Here is a 16,930-nt window from a genome sequence, read left to right as displayed (position 1 = left end):
TTCTGAACCGGCACCGCTCAGACACATCCGCCCGGCAACACCGCGACGGCGACCGCGCCGACACCGAGGTGCACGCCGAGCGCGGGGCCGAACTCGGCGACATAGAGTTCCCGGACCTCCGGCAGCTGCTCACGCAGTTGCGCCGCAATGTTCTCGGCGGCCTCGGGAGCACCGAGATGCTGAATGCCGAGGGCCGCACCGTCGGACGCGGCCGCGTCCACCGCGGCGGCTACCAGCTTGGTGTAGGCGCGCGATCTGGTGCGTACCTTCTCGCGCATTTCGAGCTTGCCCTCCACCAGCTGCAGCAGCGGCTTCGTCACCAGTTCGCTGCCGAAGAACGCAGCGGCGCTGCTCAGCCTGCCGCCCTTGCGGAGTTGCTCGGTGCGGTTGACCAGGATGAACGTGCGAGAACGGGTCGCGGCCGACACCGCGCACTCGTAGACATCGTCCAGCGCCTCGCCTGCCATCGCTCTGCGCGCGGCGGCCAGCACCGGCAGACCGGTGGCAAGACCGGCACCGAGCGAATCGACCACGCGCACACGATCTTCGGCGCCCATGTCGCGCACCGCCTGACGACCCGATTCCCAGGTCGCCGACAACCGGCGCGACAGATGCACCGCGACGACCCCGTCACCATCGCTGTGGCTCAACGCGCGTTCGTAGGCTTCGCGCAGTTCTCCGGGCGAAGCGGCCGAGGTGGTGACCGAGTCCGCCGTGTAGTCGATCTCGATCGGATCGACGCCCTCCCGGATCTCCCGCTCACCGACGAGCACATGCAACGGCACCACTTCGATACCGAACTCGGCGACGAGATCAGCGGACAATCCCGCCGCCGAATCGGTGACCACCACAACGGCCACGGACTACCGGACCTCCTGCAGCGCCTTGGTCATCGCCGTCGCCACTGCCGCGTGCCCAGCCCAGCCCCAGTGGATTCCGTCCGGGTTCGCCGAGCCCGACTCGATGTCGTCACGCACGGCCTCGCCGAGGTCGACGAGCGGCACCGAGGTGCGACCGGACCACGCCTGCAAGGCCTTGACCGCCCGTGCCCTGCCGCTGTGCACCCGCCCGTAGGCGTCGCACTTGTGCACCGACGGCAACACCGCCACGACAGGCAGCTCCGGCCGCAGATGGTTCAACGCAGTCCGCGACTGCTCCAGGTAGTCCACGCTCACCCTCGGCGGAAGGGCAACCGGGCGACCGAGTTTCGATAGCTTCGGCTGCAACCAGTTGTAAGTCGCTCGCACGCCACGGCGCAGACGCGGCGGACGGATGTAGCGGATCATCTCCCGCAGCGCGGTGGGCAGTGGAGACGGCAGGGTGTCCATGCCGCCGACGGCGAACACGACCGCGCCGGCACGCGGCACCGCGGCCCATACCCGCGGATCACCGATCAGTGCCCAGTACGCGTCGCGACAGGTCCAGCCGATCCGCGCGATCAGTTCGACATCCCAATCCAGTTCCGCGGCGACCATATTCGGCCAGATCCGCGGATCATCGGCGGGCAGGCCGCCTTTCGGACCGTAATAGGCGAGCGAGTCCGCGATCACCAGCAGCACGGGGCGCGGTGCGGCGGACTCCACCGGCCTCGGCGAACCGGCTTCCTCGACGAGCAAAGAACCGGCGGTTGCCACCGCAACCGATTCGCCCTGCGGTGCAACCACGTTCGTGGACGCCGCGCCAACGAGATTCGCGTCTGCGGCAGGCGAAGTCGTCACCAAGCTGTCTGCGGAGTCCAGGTCCACGTCCAGGCGTGCAGCGGCGGGATCGATTCCGTCGGCGGGTGCCGCGACCTCGACCGAAGCAGCTCCGGGATCGTCGACCGAGGTAGTGACCTCGGCGTCGGACGGAACCGGATCAGCCGATTCCGGTCGGAGTGTTTGTGGCACAGCCGGATCGATCGATCCGGTGGCAACCGCGAGCGACTCGGCGACTACCGCCGGATCCTCAGCGGAGACATCGCCGACGGTAGCCGAGTCCGCAGCCACATCGGCTGCGATGGCGTCCGCAGCCGACTGGTCGGTATCCGTATCTACGACAACGGAGTCCACGTCGCCGGCTTCGGCTTCCTGCACAGCGGAACTCGATGCGATCTCGACCGCGTCGAGTCCACCCTCGGCATCGTCACCGACCGAGGTCACCGCGCTGTCGGCATCGACGCTGTCGCCCGAGGGAACATCGACGACCGGCGACTCGGAATCCGCTGCCTCCGAGCCGGACTCGACGGCTGCTGCCGCCGAGTCGACCGGCTCGGGTTCAGCGACGACCGGCGGGGGAAGCGGGCCGAACAGGGCATCGGGCAGCGATCGTTCGCTGCGCGCGGTGACCTGCTTGAAGAGTTCGTCCGGTACCGAACGGATCGGTTCCTCGCGCTCTGCGCGAGCAGGTGGCGGACCGAATAGCGCGTCCGGCAATTGCCGTCCGGCTTTGGCCGTCACCTGCTGGAACATCTCATCAGGTACCGATCGGACGGGCTCTTCATTGGACATCGGGAGCTACCTTCGCCGCTGCGTTCCAAACATCGAGGCGCCAGCCGGGTCGATCGACATCCGGGCCGTGACTGGAAAGCTGCACCCAGCTGGTATTGGCCAGCCCGCCGAGGGCAGGCCAGTTCTCCGGTGGCAGTTCCAGCAACGCGGCCGTCAGAGCAGCGATCAGCCCGCCGTGCGCAACCAGGATGATAGTCCGACCGGGCCAATCCTGCCGCTCGTTGTACAGTTCGCGCACCACAGGCAGGGCCCGCGCACCGACCTCGAGCTTGCTCTCGCCACCGGGCGGTGTGTAGGTGGCGTCCAGACGCCACTGCACACGCGCGCCGGGGTAGTCGGCGTCGACTTCGAGGTGGGTCAGCCCTTCCCAGTCACCCAGGTTGGTCTCGCGCAGCCGCTGATCGGTGAGGACAGGCAGATCGCTGATGTCGCCGAGCGCCTGCGCGGTTTCCTTGGCGCGGCGCAGATCGGAGGCGTGGATCGCGATGGCATTGCGTGAACCCAGTTCGCGCGCAGCCTCTTTGGCCTGTTGGCGACCGAGTTCGGTGAGATCGGTGTCGATCTGGCCCTGCATCCGGTCGGCCGCGTTCCATTCGGTCTGCCCGTGCCGCAACAGGATCAGGTTGCGCACATGGGCGTACTTACTCACTCGTTGATTCCCTCTACCTGCGCGTCGTCGTCCGCTGCCGGAGTCGGGAGTGCGGCGATGCCCTCGACGGGGACTGCCGGGCAGTCACGCCACAGGCGCTCGAGTGCGTAGAAATTGCGCTCGTCGTTGTGCTGGACGTGTACGACGATGTCGACATAGTCGAGCAGTGCCCAGCGACCCTCACGGGTGCCTTCGCGACGGACCGGCTTGTGACCGGCTTCGCGCAGCTTGTCCTCGATGTTGTCGACGATCGCGTTGACCTGGCGCTCGTTGGGCGCCGAGGCGATCACGAAGCAGTCGGTGATCACCAGCTGCTCGGAGACGTCGAGCACGACGACATCGGTGGCGAGCTTGTCGTCGGCAGCGAGTGCGGCGACCGTTGCCATCTCGATCGCTTCGGTAGAGGCACTCATACGGTCTCCTCCTGTGGGGTCAGACCCTCGCTCATGTGGCTCAACGTCAGCTACCTTCCGTTCCTGCGGGCACGTAGAGGTGCCGCTTCGATATGTACTGCACCACGCCGTCGGGGACGAGGTACCAGACCGGCCGACCATCCGCTGCGCGGCGGCGGCATTCGCTCGACGAGATGGCCAGCGCGGGGATCTCGACCATCGTCACGGCGTCGGCGGGAAGGTCCCGCAGATGCTCCTCGAGATGATCGGTGTTCAGTTCGTAACCCGGTCGGCTCACCCCGACGAACTTCGCCAGTTCGAACAGTTCGGTCCAATCCTGCCATGTCAGGATGTTGGCCAGCGCGTCCGCACCGGTGATGAAGTACAGCTCCGCGTCGGGGTGCGTGTTTTGCATCTCGCGCAGGGTGTCCACCGTGTAGGTGACCTTGTTGCGTTCGATGTCGGCCCGGCTGACGGAGAACCTCGGGTTGGACGCGGTGGCGATGACCGTCATCAGGTAGCGATCCTCGGCGGGGCTGACCTGCTTGTTGACCTTCTGCCACGGCTGACCGGTCGGGACGAAGATCACTTCGTCGAGCTCGAACCGGTTCGCGACCTCGCTCGCCGCGACCAGGTGGCCGTGGTGGATCGGGTCGAAGGTGCCGCCCATGACGCCGAGCTTGCGACGCGGCCGAGCTGTTTCGTGCATGAGGTCTGAGCTTAATCCGGCCGACCGGACCGGGGCGGACCGGACTACTCCGGGCCGTCACGGCGCTCGCGAGGTCGGGTCGCCTGCGCGCACATCTGGGCGAACTGGGCGCGGGTGTGTTTCAGCTCTTCGACGAGGTGCGCGGCCGGATCGGCGGCGACCCGGCGGTTCAGTTCGGTCAGCAACACATCGATCGTCACCCACCACGGCCCGCGCACGCGCCCCTCGGGTCCGCGCAGTTGCAGCCAGGCGGCGGCGCGCAAGCAGCGGGCCCTCGGCACGATCTTGTCCTGTTCACCCCACAGCCCCGCGGCGCGCAGGTAGCCCCCGAGCGCCTCGGACTCCTGCCCACAGCACTCACGGGCGACCGCGGCCGACCACACCAGATCGGCATGACGGCGGCGCTGCGCGGGCGAACCGGCGATCAGCCGGGCCGCCTCGGCGAACTGCCACGCGGCCTGGCGGTAGCGGCCGAGGTGATTCAGTGATTCGGCGAACTGGGCGCGGACCCGCGCGAGCTCAGCGGGTGGGTAGCCGACCGTTCCGGTCAGCAGCGGACGGTCGAAGGCGACCACCGCCTCGCCGTGCCTGCCCGCCCGATGCCAGGCGCGCCCGGCGACCAGCCACAGATGGACGGCATCGGCCTGCGAGATCGGCTGCCAACTGGCGGCGGCCGACGCGGCGGCACGGGCCACCTCACGGTCGCGCCCCGGCTGGGCGGCGACGGCGGTGACCAGCTGGGTGCGCATCGCGGCGAGTTCTCGACCAACCAGTTCACCGGCGCCGACGACGAGCGCCCGCCGCAGCTGTTCCTCCGCGGCGGCCGGGGCATCCGCAAGGCGTGCCGCAGCGATCCCGGCCAGCCGTCGCGCGGCCCGTGCCCCCGAACCGGGCGCGGGGCCTCGAGGGGCACCTTTCGCGGCGGCTGCGTCCCATGCTGCGACAGCATCGCTCGTCAGACCCGGCGGGTGTTGTCGTCCCAGGTCTCCGGCCACGGCCGCATCCGGCGCTGCGATGGTTCGACGTCCCGGATCTTCCACCGAGTCGGCAGGACCGCCGATGATGCAGGGTTCATCTCGCGGGCGATCGGTCTCGTTCGTGAGCGGGTCGGTCACCGAGCGAACCACGCCCAACCGGCGAGGAAATGACCCGATCGCAGCTTCCCTACGTCCGAAATCCGCCGATCGGATCGTTCGTCGTCGCGCGACGCCCCTGCCCACATGGGCGTGATCTTCGTTGTGGTGCCATGTGAGGCGCTTAACGTCGGCTGAAAAGCTCAGGCAGTGGGGCGCTTCGACTTCGGGAGTTTGGCGACGACCGCGTCGTAGGAGGCGTCGATCAGCTCGCGCAGTTCGTCGTCGGGGACCGCGCCGCCGACGCGAATGCTGTTCCAGCCGTAGCGGCCGATGTAGGCCGACGCGGTGACATCGTCGGGGTAGATGTTGACCAACTCGTCGGCTTCGGTGCGGTCGCGGCCGCATTTGAGGCCGATCGACGTGCCCGCACCGAGGAACGCGAACACTTTGTCGCCGACCTTGGCGACGGTGTCGCCCTCCCACGGCTCGTCTTCCCAGGCACCCGGTTTCGCCAGGCAGTAGGCCAAGACGTCAACACTCATCGCCAGCTCCTTCAGACGGGCAACAACCTGGAGACCACCTCGGTCAGCTGCCGAGCGGATCGACATTCGTGCATCTCGATCACCGAACCGTAGTCGCGAGCCGCCGAATCGCCTGTCCCCCAGAGATTCTTGGGTTCGGGATTGAGCCAGTGCGCGTGCCGGGCGGTACCGACCAGTTCGCGCAGCGTGTCCAGTTGCGGGTTGCGGTAGTTGGTGCGGCCGTCGCCGAGGACCAGCAGCGAGCTACGGCTGGTGACGGCTTCGCCGAAGTTCTCGGCGAAACTGGTCAGCGCGTATCCGTAATCGGAATGCCCGTCGGCGTCGATGATGCGCGACTCGGTGAAGATCCGGGTCATCACATCGTCGAGGCCGGCGTACGGCTCGAAGAAACCGGTGACCTCGTCGGTGCGGTCGACGAAGGCGAAGATCCGCACCCGCGAGAACTGCTCACGCAACGCGCTCACCAGCAGCAGCGTGAAGTTACTGAACCCGGCCACCGAGCCCGAGATATCGCACAGCAGCACCAGTTCCGGTCGGCCGGGGCGAGGTTTACGGTTCACCAGGTCGATCGGCACCCCACCGGTCGACATCGACGCGCGCAGGGTTTTGCGCAGATCGATCTCGCCGCGCCTGGCCCGTTTGCGCCGCACCGCCAGTCGGGAGGCCAGGATCCGAGCCAAACGCTGAGTGCCGCGCCGCAATTCGGTGAGCTCGCGTTCGGAAGCACGGAGGAAGTCGGCGTCCTCGGCCTGACGAGCGACACCATAGGTCGCGACGCGTTCGCGCCCGATCTGCTCGGCCACCCGCCGGTTGGTCTCTGCCTCCACGCTGGCCCGGAACCCCGCGATGCGTTCCCTGGCGACGCGACGGGCGACCTCGGTGTCTCGCTCACTCGCATCCGGCGGCAGGCCGAGACCCGCGAGTATCTTGGCCAGCAAGGACTGGGGCGCAACGTCTTTGAGCGCCTGGTACGCGGAGAACGACGGCCCGCGCGCCGACTGGTATTGCCCGAGTTGCTCGACTATCTGCCCGGCCAGCACTTGCTGTTGGGGGCCGCTGTCCTCGGCGGCGAGCAACTCGGCCAGTTGCTCGCGTAGCGCGGCGAGGTCGACCTGCCCGTCGGGGGTGCGCGGCAGGTCTGGAGCCTCGCCGGTGCGATCACCGACGGCGACGGGAAACCACAGGTCGAACAGTCCGTCGAAGGTGGCGCGATGGGTGGGTCTGCGCAGCAGCGCACAGGCCAGCCCCTCGCGCACGGCCTCACGATCGAGCAGGTCCAACACGGTCAACACCCGACCGGCGTCGACGGTTTCCGACGGGCCGACCGGCACGCCACGGGCCCGGAGCGCACCGACGAAACCGGCGACGTGGCCGCCGAGTCCGTGCGGTGCCGGTGCGGTCATGATCAGGCCAGTTTCAGCTCGGCCAGCGCGCGCTGGTGATCGCTGCGGTGCTTGAGCACCACGCCGAGCGTGGCGCGCACAGTCGCGTCGTCGAGATCGGCGGCGCCGAGGGCGAGCAAGGTATTGCCCCAGTCGATCGTTTCGGCGACCGAGGGCAGCTTCTTGAGTTGCATGCCGCGCAGTACGTGCACGACCCGCACCAGTTGCTCGGCCACGGTGTTCGGGAGTTCCGGTACGCGGCTGGCCAGGATTCGGCGCTCGAGGTCTTCGTCGGGGAAGTCCAGGTGCAGATACAGGCAGCGGCGTTTGAGCGCCTCCGACAGTTCCCTGGTGGCGTTCGAGGTGAGCACTACGAACGGCTTGCGGGTGGCGGTGATGGTGCCGAGTTCGGGCACGGTCACCGCGAAATCGCTGAGCACCTCGAGTAGCAGGCCCTCGATCTCGACATCGGCCTTGTCGGTCTCATCGATCAGCAGCACCGTCGGCTCGGTACGGCGGATGGCGGTGAGCAACGGGCGCGAGAGCAGAAACTCCTCGGTGAAGACGTCGGCTTTGGTTTCGGCCCAATCGTTTTCACTCGACGCCTGAATTCGAAGGATCTGCTTGGCGTGGTTCCACTCGTAGAGCGCGCGGGCTTCGTCGACGCCTTCGTAACACTGCAGGCGAACCAGTTCGGCGTCGGCGACCTGGGCCACCGCTCGCGACAGTTCGGTCTTGCCGACACCGGCGGGGCCTTCGATGAGCAGCGGCTTACCCAGCCGATCGGCGAGGAAGACCGACGTGGCCGTTGCCTTGTCGGCCAGGTAGCCGGTGGTCGCGAGCCGGTCGATGACATCGTCGACCGAGGTGAAGATCGGATCCTGTACGAGAGTCATGATCACACCGGCCGAGTCTGGCCGTCGCCCCACACGATCCACTTCGTGGAGGTGAGTTCGGGCAGTGCCATCGGGCCGCGGGCATGCAGCTTCTGCGTGGAGATGCCGATCTCGGCGCCGAAGCCGAACTGCTCACCGTCGGTGAACGCGGTGGACGCGTTCACCATCACCGCGGCGGCGTCCACTCGAGCGGTGAACTCGCGGGCGGCGGCCAGGTCGGCGGTGACGATGGCCTCGGTGTGGCCGGTCCCCCAGGTGTTGATGTGCTCGACGGCGGCATCGAGGTCGTCGACGACCTTCAGCGCGATATCCATGGTGAGGTACTCCTCGCCCCAGTCGGCATCGGTGGCCGGGACCTGACCGGGCAGATCACCGTGGATGGTGACGCCCGCGTCGTCGAGTGCCTTGCTGAGGCGGGGCAGCGCGGTCTCGGCGACGGCGGCGTCGATGAGTACGGTCTCGGCGGCATTGCAGACGCTGGGACGGCGGGTCTTGGCATTGAGCACGATGGCCTCGGCCATGTCCAGGTCGGCGGCCGCGTGCACGTAGACGTGGCAGTTGCCGGTGCCGGTCTCGATGGTGGGCACCTGCGCGTCGCGGACGACGGCGTTGATCAGGCCCGCACCGCCGCGCGGGATCACCACGTCGACGAGGCCGCGGGCCTGGATCAGGTGGGTGACGCTGGAGCGGTCGTTGCTGGGCAGCAGCTGCACGGCGTCGGCCGGGACGCCCTGGGCGACAAGGGCTTCGCGCAATACCTCGACCAGCGCCGCGTTGGAGTTCGCGGCCGAGGACGACCCACGCAGCAGCGCCGCGTTGCCCGACTTGAGGGCGAGGCCGAAGGCGTCGACGGTGACATTGGGCCGTGCCTCGTAGACCATGCCGACCACGCCCAGCGGAACGCGGGTCTGGCGGATCTCGAGGCCGTTGGGCAGGGTGGAGCCGCGCACGACGACGCCGACCGGATCGGGCAGCGTGGCGACCTGACGCAGACCCGAGGCGATGCCGTCGATGCGGGACTTGGTGAGCCGCAGCCGGTCGAGCAGATTCTCCTCGGTACCGGCGGCTTGCGCGGTCGCGATGTCGGCGGCGTTGGCCGCGAGCACGCGATCGGCGGCGGCGAGCAGGGCGTCGGCCGCCGCGTGCAGGGCGTCGTTCTTCTGCGCCGTGGTCAGCTGAGCCAGCACACGGGACGCGACGCGAGCCCTGCGGGCGGCGTCGTGCACCGCTGCGCGGATGTCCAGCTCGGGGGTCACTTCTACCGTCATGGGTATCAGCGTACGCAGCCCGCCGCGCGCACTCGACGCCGCCCGCCGCGCGGAATACGGCTCCGACCGGCGGCGGGACCGAGTTATCCACAGGTTCGGCGGAGCTGTCGACGCCGATATCCACAACGACGCCCCGCAGGTCGGGCGGCGCCGTCACCGCTAGATTCAGCGCTATGGATCGCACCGATTCGCCGACCGTCGTCGTGCTGGGCAGCGTCAACATGGACCTGGTCACGACTGTCTCGCGCAGGCCCGCACCGGGTGAGACGGTGCTCGGGACCGAGTTCGCGACGGTGCCCGGCGGGAAGGGCGCGAATCAGGCGATCGCGGCGGCGCGGTCCGGGGCGCGGGTGCGGTTTCTCGGTGCGATCGGCGATGACGCGTTCGGGGCGGATCTGACGACGACGCTGTCGGACGCGGGCATCGATACCACCTTTGTTCGCAGGGTCGACGGTGCCAGCGGGATCGCCTCGATCATCGTCGACGACACCGGCGAGAACAGCATCATCGTGGTGGCGGGAGCCAACGGCCGGGTGACCGATCTGTCGGCCGCCGAACTCGCGGCGATCGCGGCGGCCGACATCCTGTTGTGCCAGTTGGAGATTCCGATCGACACCGTGCTCGCCGCCGCCCGACATGCTCGCGCGTCGGGCACTGTCGTCGCCCTGAATCCCTCGCCGGTTCAGCCGTTGCCCACCGAACTGTGGACTGCCGTCGACCTCGCGATCGTGAATTCCCTGGAGTACGAGCAGTATTCGGCCGAGCTGGCACAGGTCGCGCACGTGGTGCGCACGCTCGGCGGTGACGGGGCGGTGTATCGCGGCGAGGACGGGACCGAGCTCTCCGTCACGGGACTCGCCATCGATGTGGTCGACACGACGGGCGCCGGTGACGCGTTCACCGGCGGACTGGTCGCTACCTGGAACCAGGGCCCGACTACCGCACTGAACTGGGCGAACACCACCGGCGCACTGGCGACCACCCGCTTCGGGGCCAGCTCGTCGATCCCCGATCGCGAAGAAATTACGGCAGCGCTACACGCTGAGTGACCGAGGAAGCCCACAGAGTCAAGCAGCACCATTCCGCAATCGCCAACGCCGCGCCGATACGCTGGAAACGGTGCGGCCCAGCAGCTCAGCGGCTTCCGCCGACCCGAACTCCGAGACGACTCCGTCGTCTGCTGCTGTCCACGACTTCCGCAGGGCGCCATAACGCCCTGCTTTCTCTGGTGGCGGGGTCCAACGAGCAACGCGAGCCGCGATGGTGCGCTTCCGGTCGATTCCTATGACATCAGGCGAGTACCACGCCCAAGCCGCGAGCCGGGCGGCAGCGTGATCGAGCACCATCACGTTGGCGACACCATCGCGACGATTCGGGCGAAAGCTCCGCTCCACCCCGCAGACATTTCGCACAGCGCGGCAAAAGAACTCCGCAGCTGACGTGCTGGCGGTCACAAAGCTCACGAACGGCTCACCCTTTCTGGTGAATCCGATCGAGCCGTCACCATCCAGGAGCCCCCGCAGGTAGTCGGCCTCCGAAAAGGGCGTCAGCGGCGGCCGGATCTCCGTGGCCTTCCGACCGACTGTCACCCCGAGCTCCGCGAAGGCACGCCTCGTGGCACGGTCATAGAACCGCAGGGTGGCGGTTTCCGAGCGGGCCGCGAAATTTGTAGCCCGAATTCGATGACCGATCGATGAATAGCACGGAAGAGCTTCGGCTAGATGCGTGAGGACGCTCGCGTCCCGGACCGCGAGCTCGAGCGAGATACGCCCTTTTCGATCCAGATTTCCCTCGTGCGAGCCATCGGTTCGGAGCAGGCCGATCGCGTACGCCACTACGGGTATTTCCGGGTTGAGCACCACTTCAGAGTCGCTTGTGCGGCCTGTCATACCGAATTCCCCGATCGCTTCGTCACTCCCCGCGAAACCAGATGCGGCCATCCTGCCAGCCCCGTGCACGCCCCCTGTCTGTGTTGCCGATCGAACCTGTCGGAGGGGTGCGGCACGATAGGCGCATGACCTCACCCGCAGGCAACGATGTGCTCGACCTGACGGCTCCTGACCTGCGCGAACGAGCCGAGGAGCTGCTCCGCGAGCTCGCCGGGCCCGACGCGCGGTTGCGGGAGGATCAGTGGATCGCGATCGAAGCGCTGGTGGTGCAGCGCAGGCGGGCGCTGGTGGTGCAGCGGACCGGGTGGGGAAAGTCGGCGGTCTATTTCATCGCGGCCAAGCTCTTGCGGGGGGCGGGGCGCGGGCCGACGGTGATCGTGTCGCCGCTGCTGGCGTTGATGCGCAACCAGGTGGCGGCCGCCGAGCGGGCCGGGGTGGTGGCGGCCACGATCAACTCGGGCAATGTCACCGAGTGGGACGAGATCCATCAGCGCGTGGCCGACGGCGAGGTCGATGTGCTGTTGGTGAGTCCGGAACGGTTGAACAATCCGGACTTTCGCGATCAGGTGCTGCCACGTCTGGCCGCCGACGCCGGGCTGGTCGTCATCGACGAGGCGCACTGCGTGTCGGACTGGGGGCACGACTTCCGGCCCGATTACCGCCGCATTCGCACGCTGATCGCCGATCTGGGATCCGATGTGCCGGTGCTGGCGACCACCGCGACCGCCAACGACCGGGTGGTCACCGATGTGGCCGGACAGATCGGCACCGACACGCTGGTATTGCGCGGCACGCTGGATCGCGAGTCGCTGCACCTGTCGGTGGTGCGGTTCGACGACGCGGTGCAGCGCACGGCGTGGCTGGGTGAACAGCTCACCCGGATGCCGGGTTCGGGCATCATCTACTGCCTCACCGTCGCCGCGGCCAACGATCTGGCAGACCTGCTGAATTCACACGGCCACACCGTCGCCGCCTACACCGGCCAAACCGACCCCGCCGAACGTGAGCTGCTCGAAGCCGCCCTGTTGAACAACGAGGTCAAAGCGTTGATCGCGACGTCGGCACTCGGCATGGGCTTCGACAAGCCCGATCTCGGTTTCGTCGTGCACGTCGGGGCCCCGTCCTCGCCGATCGCGTACTACCAGCAGGTCGGGCGTGCGGGCCGCGGCACCGAGCGCGCCGAGGTCGTCCTGCTGCCCGGCCCCGAGGACGCGCGGATCTGGAGTTACTTCGCGTCCGTGGCCTTCCCGCGTGAGCACATCGTGCGTTCGGTGCTCGCCGCGCTGGACACCGACAGGGCGATGTCGACGGTGGCGCTCGAACCGCTCGTCGAGCTGAACCGATCGAGGCTCGAGTTGGTGCTGAAGGTGCTCGATGTCGACGGTGCCGTGCGGCGGGTGCGCGGTGGGTGGCTCTCGACCGGCCAGGACTGGACCTACGACACCGAGCGCTACGAGGGCTTGGCCGCGGCACGCGACGCCGAACAACAGGCGATGATCGACTACCAGTCGACGTCTACCTGCCGGATGACCTTCCTGCGCCGCCAACTCGACGACCCCGGCCTGGCCGGGCTGGCCACAGCGGAACTCGATTGCGGCCGCTGCGACAACTGCACCGGCACCCGCGCCGACACCACCGTCGACGACGCCGCGATCGCCGCCACCCGAGCCCGCCTCGACCGACCCGGCCTCGACCTCGCACCCCGCAAGCAGTGGCCGAGCGGCATGTCGAAATTGGGAATCCCGTTGTCGGGCAAGATTTCCGGCGGCGCCGAGACCGGCCGCGTACTCGGCCGACTCACCGACCTCGGCTGGGGCATGCGTTTGCGAGCCCTGCTCGACGCCCCCGACGCACCGGTCCCCGACGCGGTCTTCGACGCCTGCATCGCCGTGCTCCGCGACTGGACCTGGACCACCCGCCCCACCTCGGTGCTGGCCCTGGAATCCCCCCGCTACCCCCAGCTCACCACCAGCCTTGCCGCGCGTCTGGCCCAGATCGGCAAACTCGACGATCTCGGCACCCTGCACACCAGACCTGATCGGCCGCCGGTCTCCGCGGCGAACTCCGCCCATCGAGTAGCCGGGCTGTTCGACTCGTGGGAGGTCCCCGACCTCTCCGGGGTCGACGGGCCGATCCTGCTCGTGGACACCCTCACCGATACCGGCTGGACCATGACCGTCGCCGCCCACGCCCTACGCACCAGCGGCGCCGACGCGGTCCTCCCCTTCGCCCTGGCGACCCCTACCTGACCCACCCCCACGCCAAAAGTCCAACACGCCGCCCAGATGGTGTGCGCCCACCATGTCCGGTGCTTGAATGCGCCTATGACCAGGACCACATTTGCTCGAACCCTGATGGCCGTTGCCGCGGGCTGTGCGGCCGGATTCACCCTCTTGACCGTTCCCGCCCAGGCGTCGAACGAGAACCCCCTCGACTGCGCCGGCGTCCCCGGCGCCCAGGCTGCCGCCGACCGCGAGAGCGCCATCCGCGGCATCGCCATCACGCCGTTGTGCTTCAGTGGCGGCCTCTACAGCGGCGTGCACGCCGGCATCCCGCTGGCCGTGCTCAATCCGCTGACCATGCCCGGTACCGCGAGCGTGTGCATCGCCGAACGCGAAACCGTCGAGGCGGCAGCCAGATTCGAATGGACCGACCGAGTTCATGTGATGCCGATGTGCATCCAGAACCGGGCGTTCGGGGTCTACGAGCTGTAGTTCGGCCCCGAAAGTAGCAGTCCGCGCGGAGTTGATCCGTGCGGACTTTTTTTGCCCCTTGATCTATACGTATACATCTACTTATAGTGAGTCAGGCGGAACACACGTACTAACCGACACAGACCCACGGCGACGGCCCGCAACGAGGGGCACGCCGCTCGTACACCCATGCCCATATGCGCACTGCCTTATCGAAATCGGAGCGATCGATGACCACCGAACCCAATCCCACACACGACACCGACCTGGCTGTCGTCGACACAACCAAGCCGAACACCGCCGACCCGGACACCGACGGGTTCGCCCCGATCATCGTCAAGGTCGGCCCCGGCGGCGGCCGCACCCAGCGCTTCACCGGCCGACAGGTCGGCGAATCACGCCAGGTAACCCGCAAGGCCATCGACACCGTCCGGGTCTACCTCACCCGCAAGGGCAACTACCTGGTGCACAGGCAGACCTCCGCGTGGTCGGACTACAACGAGCTCGGCGACTGGACCGAGGACTGGAAGAACTGGCGCTCGATCCTCGGCAAAGGCGAGCAGAGCTGGGGCGACTACACCACCGAGGTGGTCGATTCGCTCGACGCACTGCGCCCACTGGTCTCGCCGAAGGTCCACCTGATGATCGTCGACCGCGTCCAGCACCCGCTGAACCACGACCTCGACGTCTGAGCAGCAGGCCAGGAAAGGACGTACCACTATGTTCGCCAGACTGGGACGCGTCGTCGTTCACCATCCATGGAAAGTGATCGGCCTGTGGGTGCTCGCGATCGTCGCCGTGTTGTCGACGGCCCCGACGCTCACCGCGACCACCGACCAATCCGAGTTCCTGCCATCGCATTACGAGTCGATTCAAGCGATGAAGTTGCAGGAGCAGGCATTTCCGCAGTACGCCGCGCCTGCCGCTCTCATCGTGGTGGTCCGCGCGGACGGCGCGGCGCTGACCGAGGACGACTCGGCCGCGGTCACCGCGACCGCCGACGCACTCACCGCACGCAACATCAAGGGCGTCACCGGCATTCAGGTGACGCCGCCGTCGGAAAACCGTCTGGTCCAGGTCATCGCGGTACAGATGACCAAGCTGACCGACGCCGCCGACAAGACACAGGGCGAGGCGGTGAAGAGCCTGCGCGAGCAGCTGCGGGAGCAGGTGGGTGATACCGGGTTGAAGGCAGGCATCACCGGAACGGCGGCGCAGACCCTCGATCAGACCGAAGAGGGTGAGAAGGGCATGGCGATCATCGGCATCGCCACGATCGTCCTGATCCTGGTGCTGCTGCTGATCATCTTCCGCAGCCCGGTCATCGCCTTGCTGCCGGTGATCACCATCGGTGCGATCTCGAGTACCGTCAGCGGCCTGATCGCGATGGCCGCCAAGGCATTCGACCTCGACATCGACACCTCGATCAGCGCGATCCTGCTGGTCGTGCTGTTCGGTGTCGGTACGGACTACATCCTGTTCCTGATGTTCCGCTACCGGGAACGGCTGCGGGCAGGCGACGAGCCGAAGACCGCGATGGTCAATGCCGTGGCCCGCGTCGGTGAGGCCATCACCTCGGCGGCGGCCGCCGTGATCATCGCGTTCATGGCATTGACGCTGTCGAGCCTCGGGATGTTCCGGGCGCTGGGTCCGGCGCTGGCGATCGCGGTCGCGGTGGCGCTGCTGGCCGGCCTCACACTGGTGCCCGCGATCGTCTCGCTGCTGGGTACCAAGGTGTTCTGGCCGTCGAAAGCCTGGCAGGTCGAGCCGCGGGGCGCCCGATTCGGCGCGATCGGCGCGGCGATGGGCAGGCGGCCCGGCGTGTTCGCCGTCGCCTCCGGTGGCGTGCTGGTGGCGCTCGGGGTGTTCGCGATCGGCTTCAACCCGACCTTCGATCTGAGCTCGGGGTCCACCTCCGACGCCTCCGAATCGGTGGTCTTCACCACCGAGCTACTCAAAGGCATGCCCGCGGGCGCCACCCAGCCCTCCGATGTGCTGTTGCACTCGCCCGGTGGGCCGCTGGGCGATGACCAGCTCACGACCTACCGGACAGCGTTGACCCAGGTCGAGGGCGTCGGACAGGTCGGGCAGGCGCAGGTGTCGCCGGATCGGACCATCGCGAGCTTCCAGGTGACGCTCACCGAGACACCGGAATCCGATGCCGCACTCGACACGGTGGCCGGTCCGCTGCGTGAGGTCGCGCACCAGGCGGCGCCCGAGGGGGCCACGGCGGCGGTCGGCGGCATGACCGCGGTCTTCGTGGACTTCAAGGATGCGATGAACCACGACTACGCGATCGTGTTCCCGGTGGCCGCGATCCTGATCATGCTCGTACTGGCGCTGCTGCTGCGCAGTCTCGTCGCCCCCTGGTACCTGATGGCCTCGGTGTTCCTCGGCTTCGCCGCGACGCTGGGTGCGACGGTGCTGGTGTTCCAGCGGATCCAGGGTGAGAACGGCCTGATCTTCACGCTGCCGGTGATCATGTACCTGTTCGTCGTCGCGCTGGGCACCGACTACAACATCCTCATGGTCGCCCGTTTGCGGGAAGAAGCCCGCGAGGGGCACACACCACGGGAAGCGGCGGCGCTGGCCGTGCGCCATACGGGTCCGACGGTGGCCGCGGCCGGTCTCATCCTGGCGGGGACGTTCGCCTCGATGATGTTGGCGGGCAACAGCACTCTGGCGCAGATGGGCTTCGCCATCTCGGTGGGTATCGCGATCGCCGCGTTCGTCATGGCGCTGTTCTTCACTCCCGCGGTGACCGCGTTGCTCGGGCGCCGTGCGTGGTGGCCCGGCCACGGTGGTGACAGCGACGAGGACACCGAGTCGCGCTGGGCGCGGCACTCCTACGCCGAGAGCTACTACACGCCGCCGACGGAGCACAGCCGCTGACAGCGAGCAGTCCGACGCACCACGCGACGCAGGTCCGCTCCCCCGTCGGGAGC

17 protein-coding genes are annotated in these 16,930 nt (G+C 67.9%); 6 read left to right on the top strand and 11 right to left on the bottom strand.

Going from position 1 to position 16,930, the window contains the following annotated elements; all coding sequences use genetic code 11:
* Positions 1-17: 17 nt before the first annotated feature.
* The 10 genes from OHS03_RS01285 to OHS03_RS01240 form a co-directional block, all read right to left on the bottom strand.
* Positions 18-860 carry a DegV family protein gene (locus OHS03_RS01285; protein WP_062985289.1) on the bottom strand — a complete coding sequence of 281 codons (843 nt, stop codon included), beginning with the start codon at positions 858-860 and terminating at the stop codon, positions 18-20.
* 3 nt (positions 861-863) lie between these two features.
* Positions 864-2,489 (bottom strand): diglucosylglycerate octanoyltransferase, encoded by a 1,626-nt coding sequence (gene octT, locus OHS03_RS01280; protein WP_328660064.1) that lies wholly within the window; start codon positions 2,487-2,489, stop codon positions 864-866.
* Positions 2,479-3,138, bottom strand: coding sequence for a histidine phosphatase family protein (locus OHS03_RS01275; RefSeq protein ID WP_056821470.1), 660 nt, complete (start codon positions 3,136-3,138; stop codon positions 2,479-2,481). Before OHS03_RS01275 ends, octT begins: the two co-directional genes overlap by 11 nt.
* Positions 3,135-3,551 (bottom strand): ribosome silencing factor, encoded by a 417-nt coding sequence (gene rsfS / locus OHS03_RS01270; protein WP_056821472.1) that lies wholly within the window; start codon positions 3,549-3,551, stop codon positions 3,135-3,137. The genes OHS03_RS01275 and rsfS overlap by 4 nt, the downstream gene beginning before the upstream one ends.
* Before the next feature lie 46 nt (positions 3,552-3,597).
* Entirely contained in the window at positions 3,598-4,239 is a 642-nt protein-coding gene (nadD, locus tag OHS03_RS01265) for a nicotinate-nucleotide adenylyltransferase (protein WP_056821473.1), read from the bottom strand.
* Between the two features lie 44 nt (positions 4,240-4,283).
* Positions 4,284-5,234: a hypothetical protein gene (locus tag OHS03_RS01260; RefSeq protein WP_328660061.1), complete on the bottom strand. Its 951-nt coding sequence runs from the start codon at positions 5,232-5,234 to the stop codon at positions 4,284-4,286.
* Positions 5,235-5,515: 281 nt separating this feature from the next.
* Positions 5,516-5,857 carry an MmcQ/YjbR family DNA-binding protein gene (locus OHS03_RS01255; RefSeq protein ID WP_328660059.1) on the bottom strand — a complete coding sequence of 114 codons (342 nt, stop codon included), beginning with the start codon at positions 5,855-5,857 and terminating at the stop codon, positions 5,516-5,518.
* An 11-nt stretch (positions 5,858-5,868) separates the two neighbouring features.
* Entirely contained in the window at positions 5,869-7,260 is a 1,392-nt protein-coding gene (locus OHS03_RS01250) for a vWA domain-containing protein (RefSeq protein ID WP_328660057.1), read from the bottom strand.
* 2 nt (positions 7,261-7,262) lie between these two features.
* Entirely contained in the window at positions 7,263-8,135 is an 873-nt protein-coding gene (locus OHS03_RS01245; RefSeq protein WP_056821846.1) for an AAA family ATPase, read from the bottom strand.
* A 2-nt stretch (positions 8,136-8,137) separates the two neighbouring features.
* Positions 8,138-9,403, bottom strand: a complete 1,266-nt coding sequence (locus OHS03_RS01240) for a glutamate-5-semialdehyde dehydrogenase (RefSeq protein WP_328660055.1) — start codon at positions 9,401-9,403, stop codon at positions 8,138-8,140.
* Here OHS03_RS01240 and OHS03_RS01235 point away from each other — a divergent pair.
* Together OHS03_RS01235 and OHS03_RS01230 are read left to right on the top strand one after the other, a co-directional pair.
* Complete coding sequence (locus OHS03_RS01235; RefSeq protein WP_328660054.1) at positions 9,402-9,566, top strand: hypothetical protein; 165 nt, start codon at positions 9,402-9,404, stop codon at positions 9,564-9,566. The two genes, OHS03_RS01240 and OHS03_RS01235, sit on opposite strands and share 2 nt — an antisense overlap.
* A gap of 10 nt (positions 9,567-9,576) precedes the next feature.
* The gene (locus OHS03_RS01230; protein ID WP_328660052.1) at positions 9,577-10,452 is read left to right on the top strand and encodes a ribokinase; all 876 of its coding nucleotides are present in this window, start codon (positions 9,577-9,579) and stop codon (positions 10,450-10,452) included.
* A gap of 18 nt (positions 10,453-10,470) precedes the next feature.
* Here OHS03_RS01230 and OHS03_RS01225 read toward each other — a convergent pair whose 3' ends face one another.
* On the bottom strand, positions 10,471-11,343 hold the full coding sequence (locus OHS03_RS01225) for a hypothetical protein (RefSeq protein ID WP_328660050.1): 873 nt from the start codon (positions 11,341-11,343) through the stop codon (positions 10,471-10,473).
* Positions 11,344-11,417: 74 nt separating this feature from the next.
* Here OHS03_RS01225 and OHS03_RS01220 point away from each other — a divergent pair, with 74 nt between their 5' ends.
* The 4 genes from OHS03_RS01220 (at position 11,418) to OHS03_RS01205 (ending at position 16,877) form a co-directional block, all read left to right on the top strand.
* The gene (locus OHS03_RS01220) at positions 11,418-13,541 is read left to right on the top strand and encodes a RecQ family ATP-dependent DNA helicase (RefSeq protein ID WP_328660049.1); all 2,124 of its coding nucleotides are present in this window, start codon (positions 11,418-11,420) and stop codon (positions 13,539-13,541) included.
* Positions 13,542-13,616: 75 nt separating this feature from the next.
* Positions 13,617-14,006, top strand: a complete 390-nt coding sequence (locus tag OHS03_RS01215) for a hypothetical protein (RefSeq protein WP_245661366.1) — start codon at positions 13,617-13,619, stop codon at positions 14,004-14,006.
* Positions 14,007-14,215: 209 nt separating this feature from the next.
* Positions 14,216-14,677 carry an EXLDI protein gene (locus OHS03_RS01210; protein WP_328660047.1) on the top strand — a complete coding sequence of 154 codons (462 nt, stop codon included), beginning with the start codon at positions 14,216-14,218 and terminating at the stop codon, positions 14,675-14,677.
* A gap of 28 nt (positions 14,678-14,705) precedes the next feature.
* Positions 14,706-16,877, top strand: coding sequence for an MMPL family transporter (locus OHS03_RS01205; protein ID WP_328660046.1), 2,172 nt, complete (start codon positions 14,706-14,708; stop codon positions 16,875-16,877).
* The last annotated feature ends 53 nt before the right edge of the window (positions 16,878-16,930 follow it).

The sequence above is a fragment of the Nocardia salmonicida genome, from assembly GCF_036142455.1.
GTDB classification, from domain to species: Bacteria; Actinomycetota; Actinomycetes; order Mycobacteriales; family Mycobacteriaceae; genus Nocardia; species Nocardia salmonicida.
The sequence above is the reverse complement of the archived record's forward strand: the minus strand, read 5'-3'. Positions and strand labels throughout refer to the sequence as shown.

Excerpts from the sequence above, each read along its gene's own strand:
- nadD (WP_056821473.1), bottom strand. The coding sequence starts at position 4,239 with ATGCACGAAACAGCTCGGCCGCGTCGCAAGCTCGGCGTCATGGGCGGC.
- octT (WP_328660064.1), bottom strand. The coding sequence starts at position 2,489 with ATGTCCAATGAAGAGCCCGTCCGATCGGTACCTGATGAGATGTTCCAG.
- rsfS (WP_056821472.1), bottom strand. The coding sequence starts at position 3,551 with ATGAGTGCCTCTACCGAAGCGATCGAGATGGCAACGGTCGCCGCACTC.
- OHS03_RS01230 (WP_328660052.1), top strand. The coding sequence starts at position 9,577 with ATGGATCGCACCGATTCGCCGACCGTCGTCGTGCTGGGCAGCGTCAAC.
- OHS03_RS01215 (WP_245661366.1), top strand. The coding sequence starts at position 13,617 with ATGACCAGGACCACATTTGCTCGAACCCTGATGGCCGTTGCCGCGGGC.
- OHS03_RS01240 (WP_328660055.1), bottom strand. The coding sequence starts at position 9,403 with ATGACGGTAGAAGTGACCCCCGAGCTGGACATCCGCGCAGCGGTGCAC.
- OHS03_RS01205 (WP_328660046.1), top strand. The coding sequence starts at position 14,706 with ATGTTCGCCAGACTGGGACGCGTCGTCGTTCACCATCCATGGAAAGTG.
- OHS03_RS01250 (WP_328660057.1), bottom strand. The coding sequence starts at position 7,260 with ATGACCGCACCGGCACCGCACGGACTCGGCGGCCACGTCGCCGGTTTC.
- OHS03_RS01210 (WP_328660047.1), top strand. The coding sequence starts at position 14,216 with ATGACCACCGAACCCAATCCCACACACGACACCGACCTGGCTGTCGTC.
- OHS03_RS01225 (WP_328660050.1), bottom strand. The coding sequence starts at position 11,343 with ATGGCCGCATCTGGTTTCGCGGGGAGTGACGAAGCGATCGGGGAATTC.
- OHS03_RS01245 (WP_056821846.1), bottom strand. The coding sequence starts at position 8,135 with ATGACTCTCGTACAGGATCCGATCTTCACCTCGGTCGACGATGTCATC.
- OHS03_RS01255 (WP_328660059.1), bottom strand. The coding sequence starts at position 5,857 with ATGAGTGTTGACGTCTTGGCCTACTGCCTGGCGAAACCGGGTGCCTGG.
- OHS03_RS01235 (WP_328660054.1), top strand. The coding sequence starts at position 9,402 with ATGGGTATCAGCGTACGCAGCCCGCCGCGCGCACTCGACGCCGCCCGC.
- OHS03_RS01220 (WP_328660049.1), top strand. The coding sequence starts at position 11,418 with ATGACCTCACCCGCAGGCAACGATGTGCTCGACCTGACGGCTCCTGAC.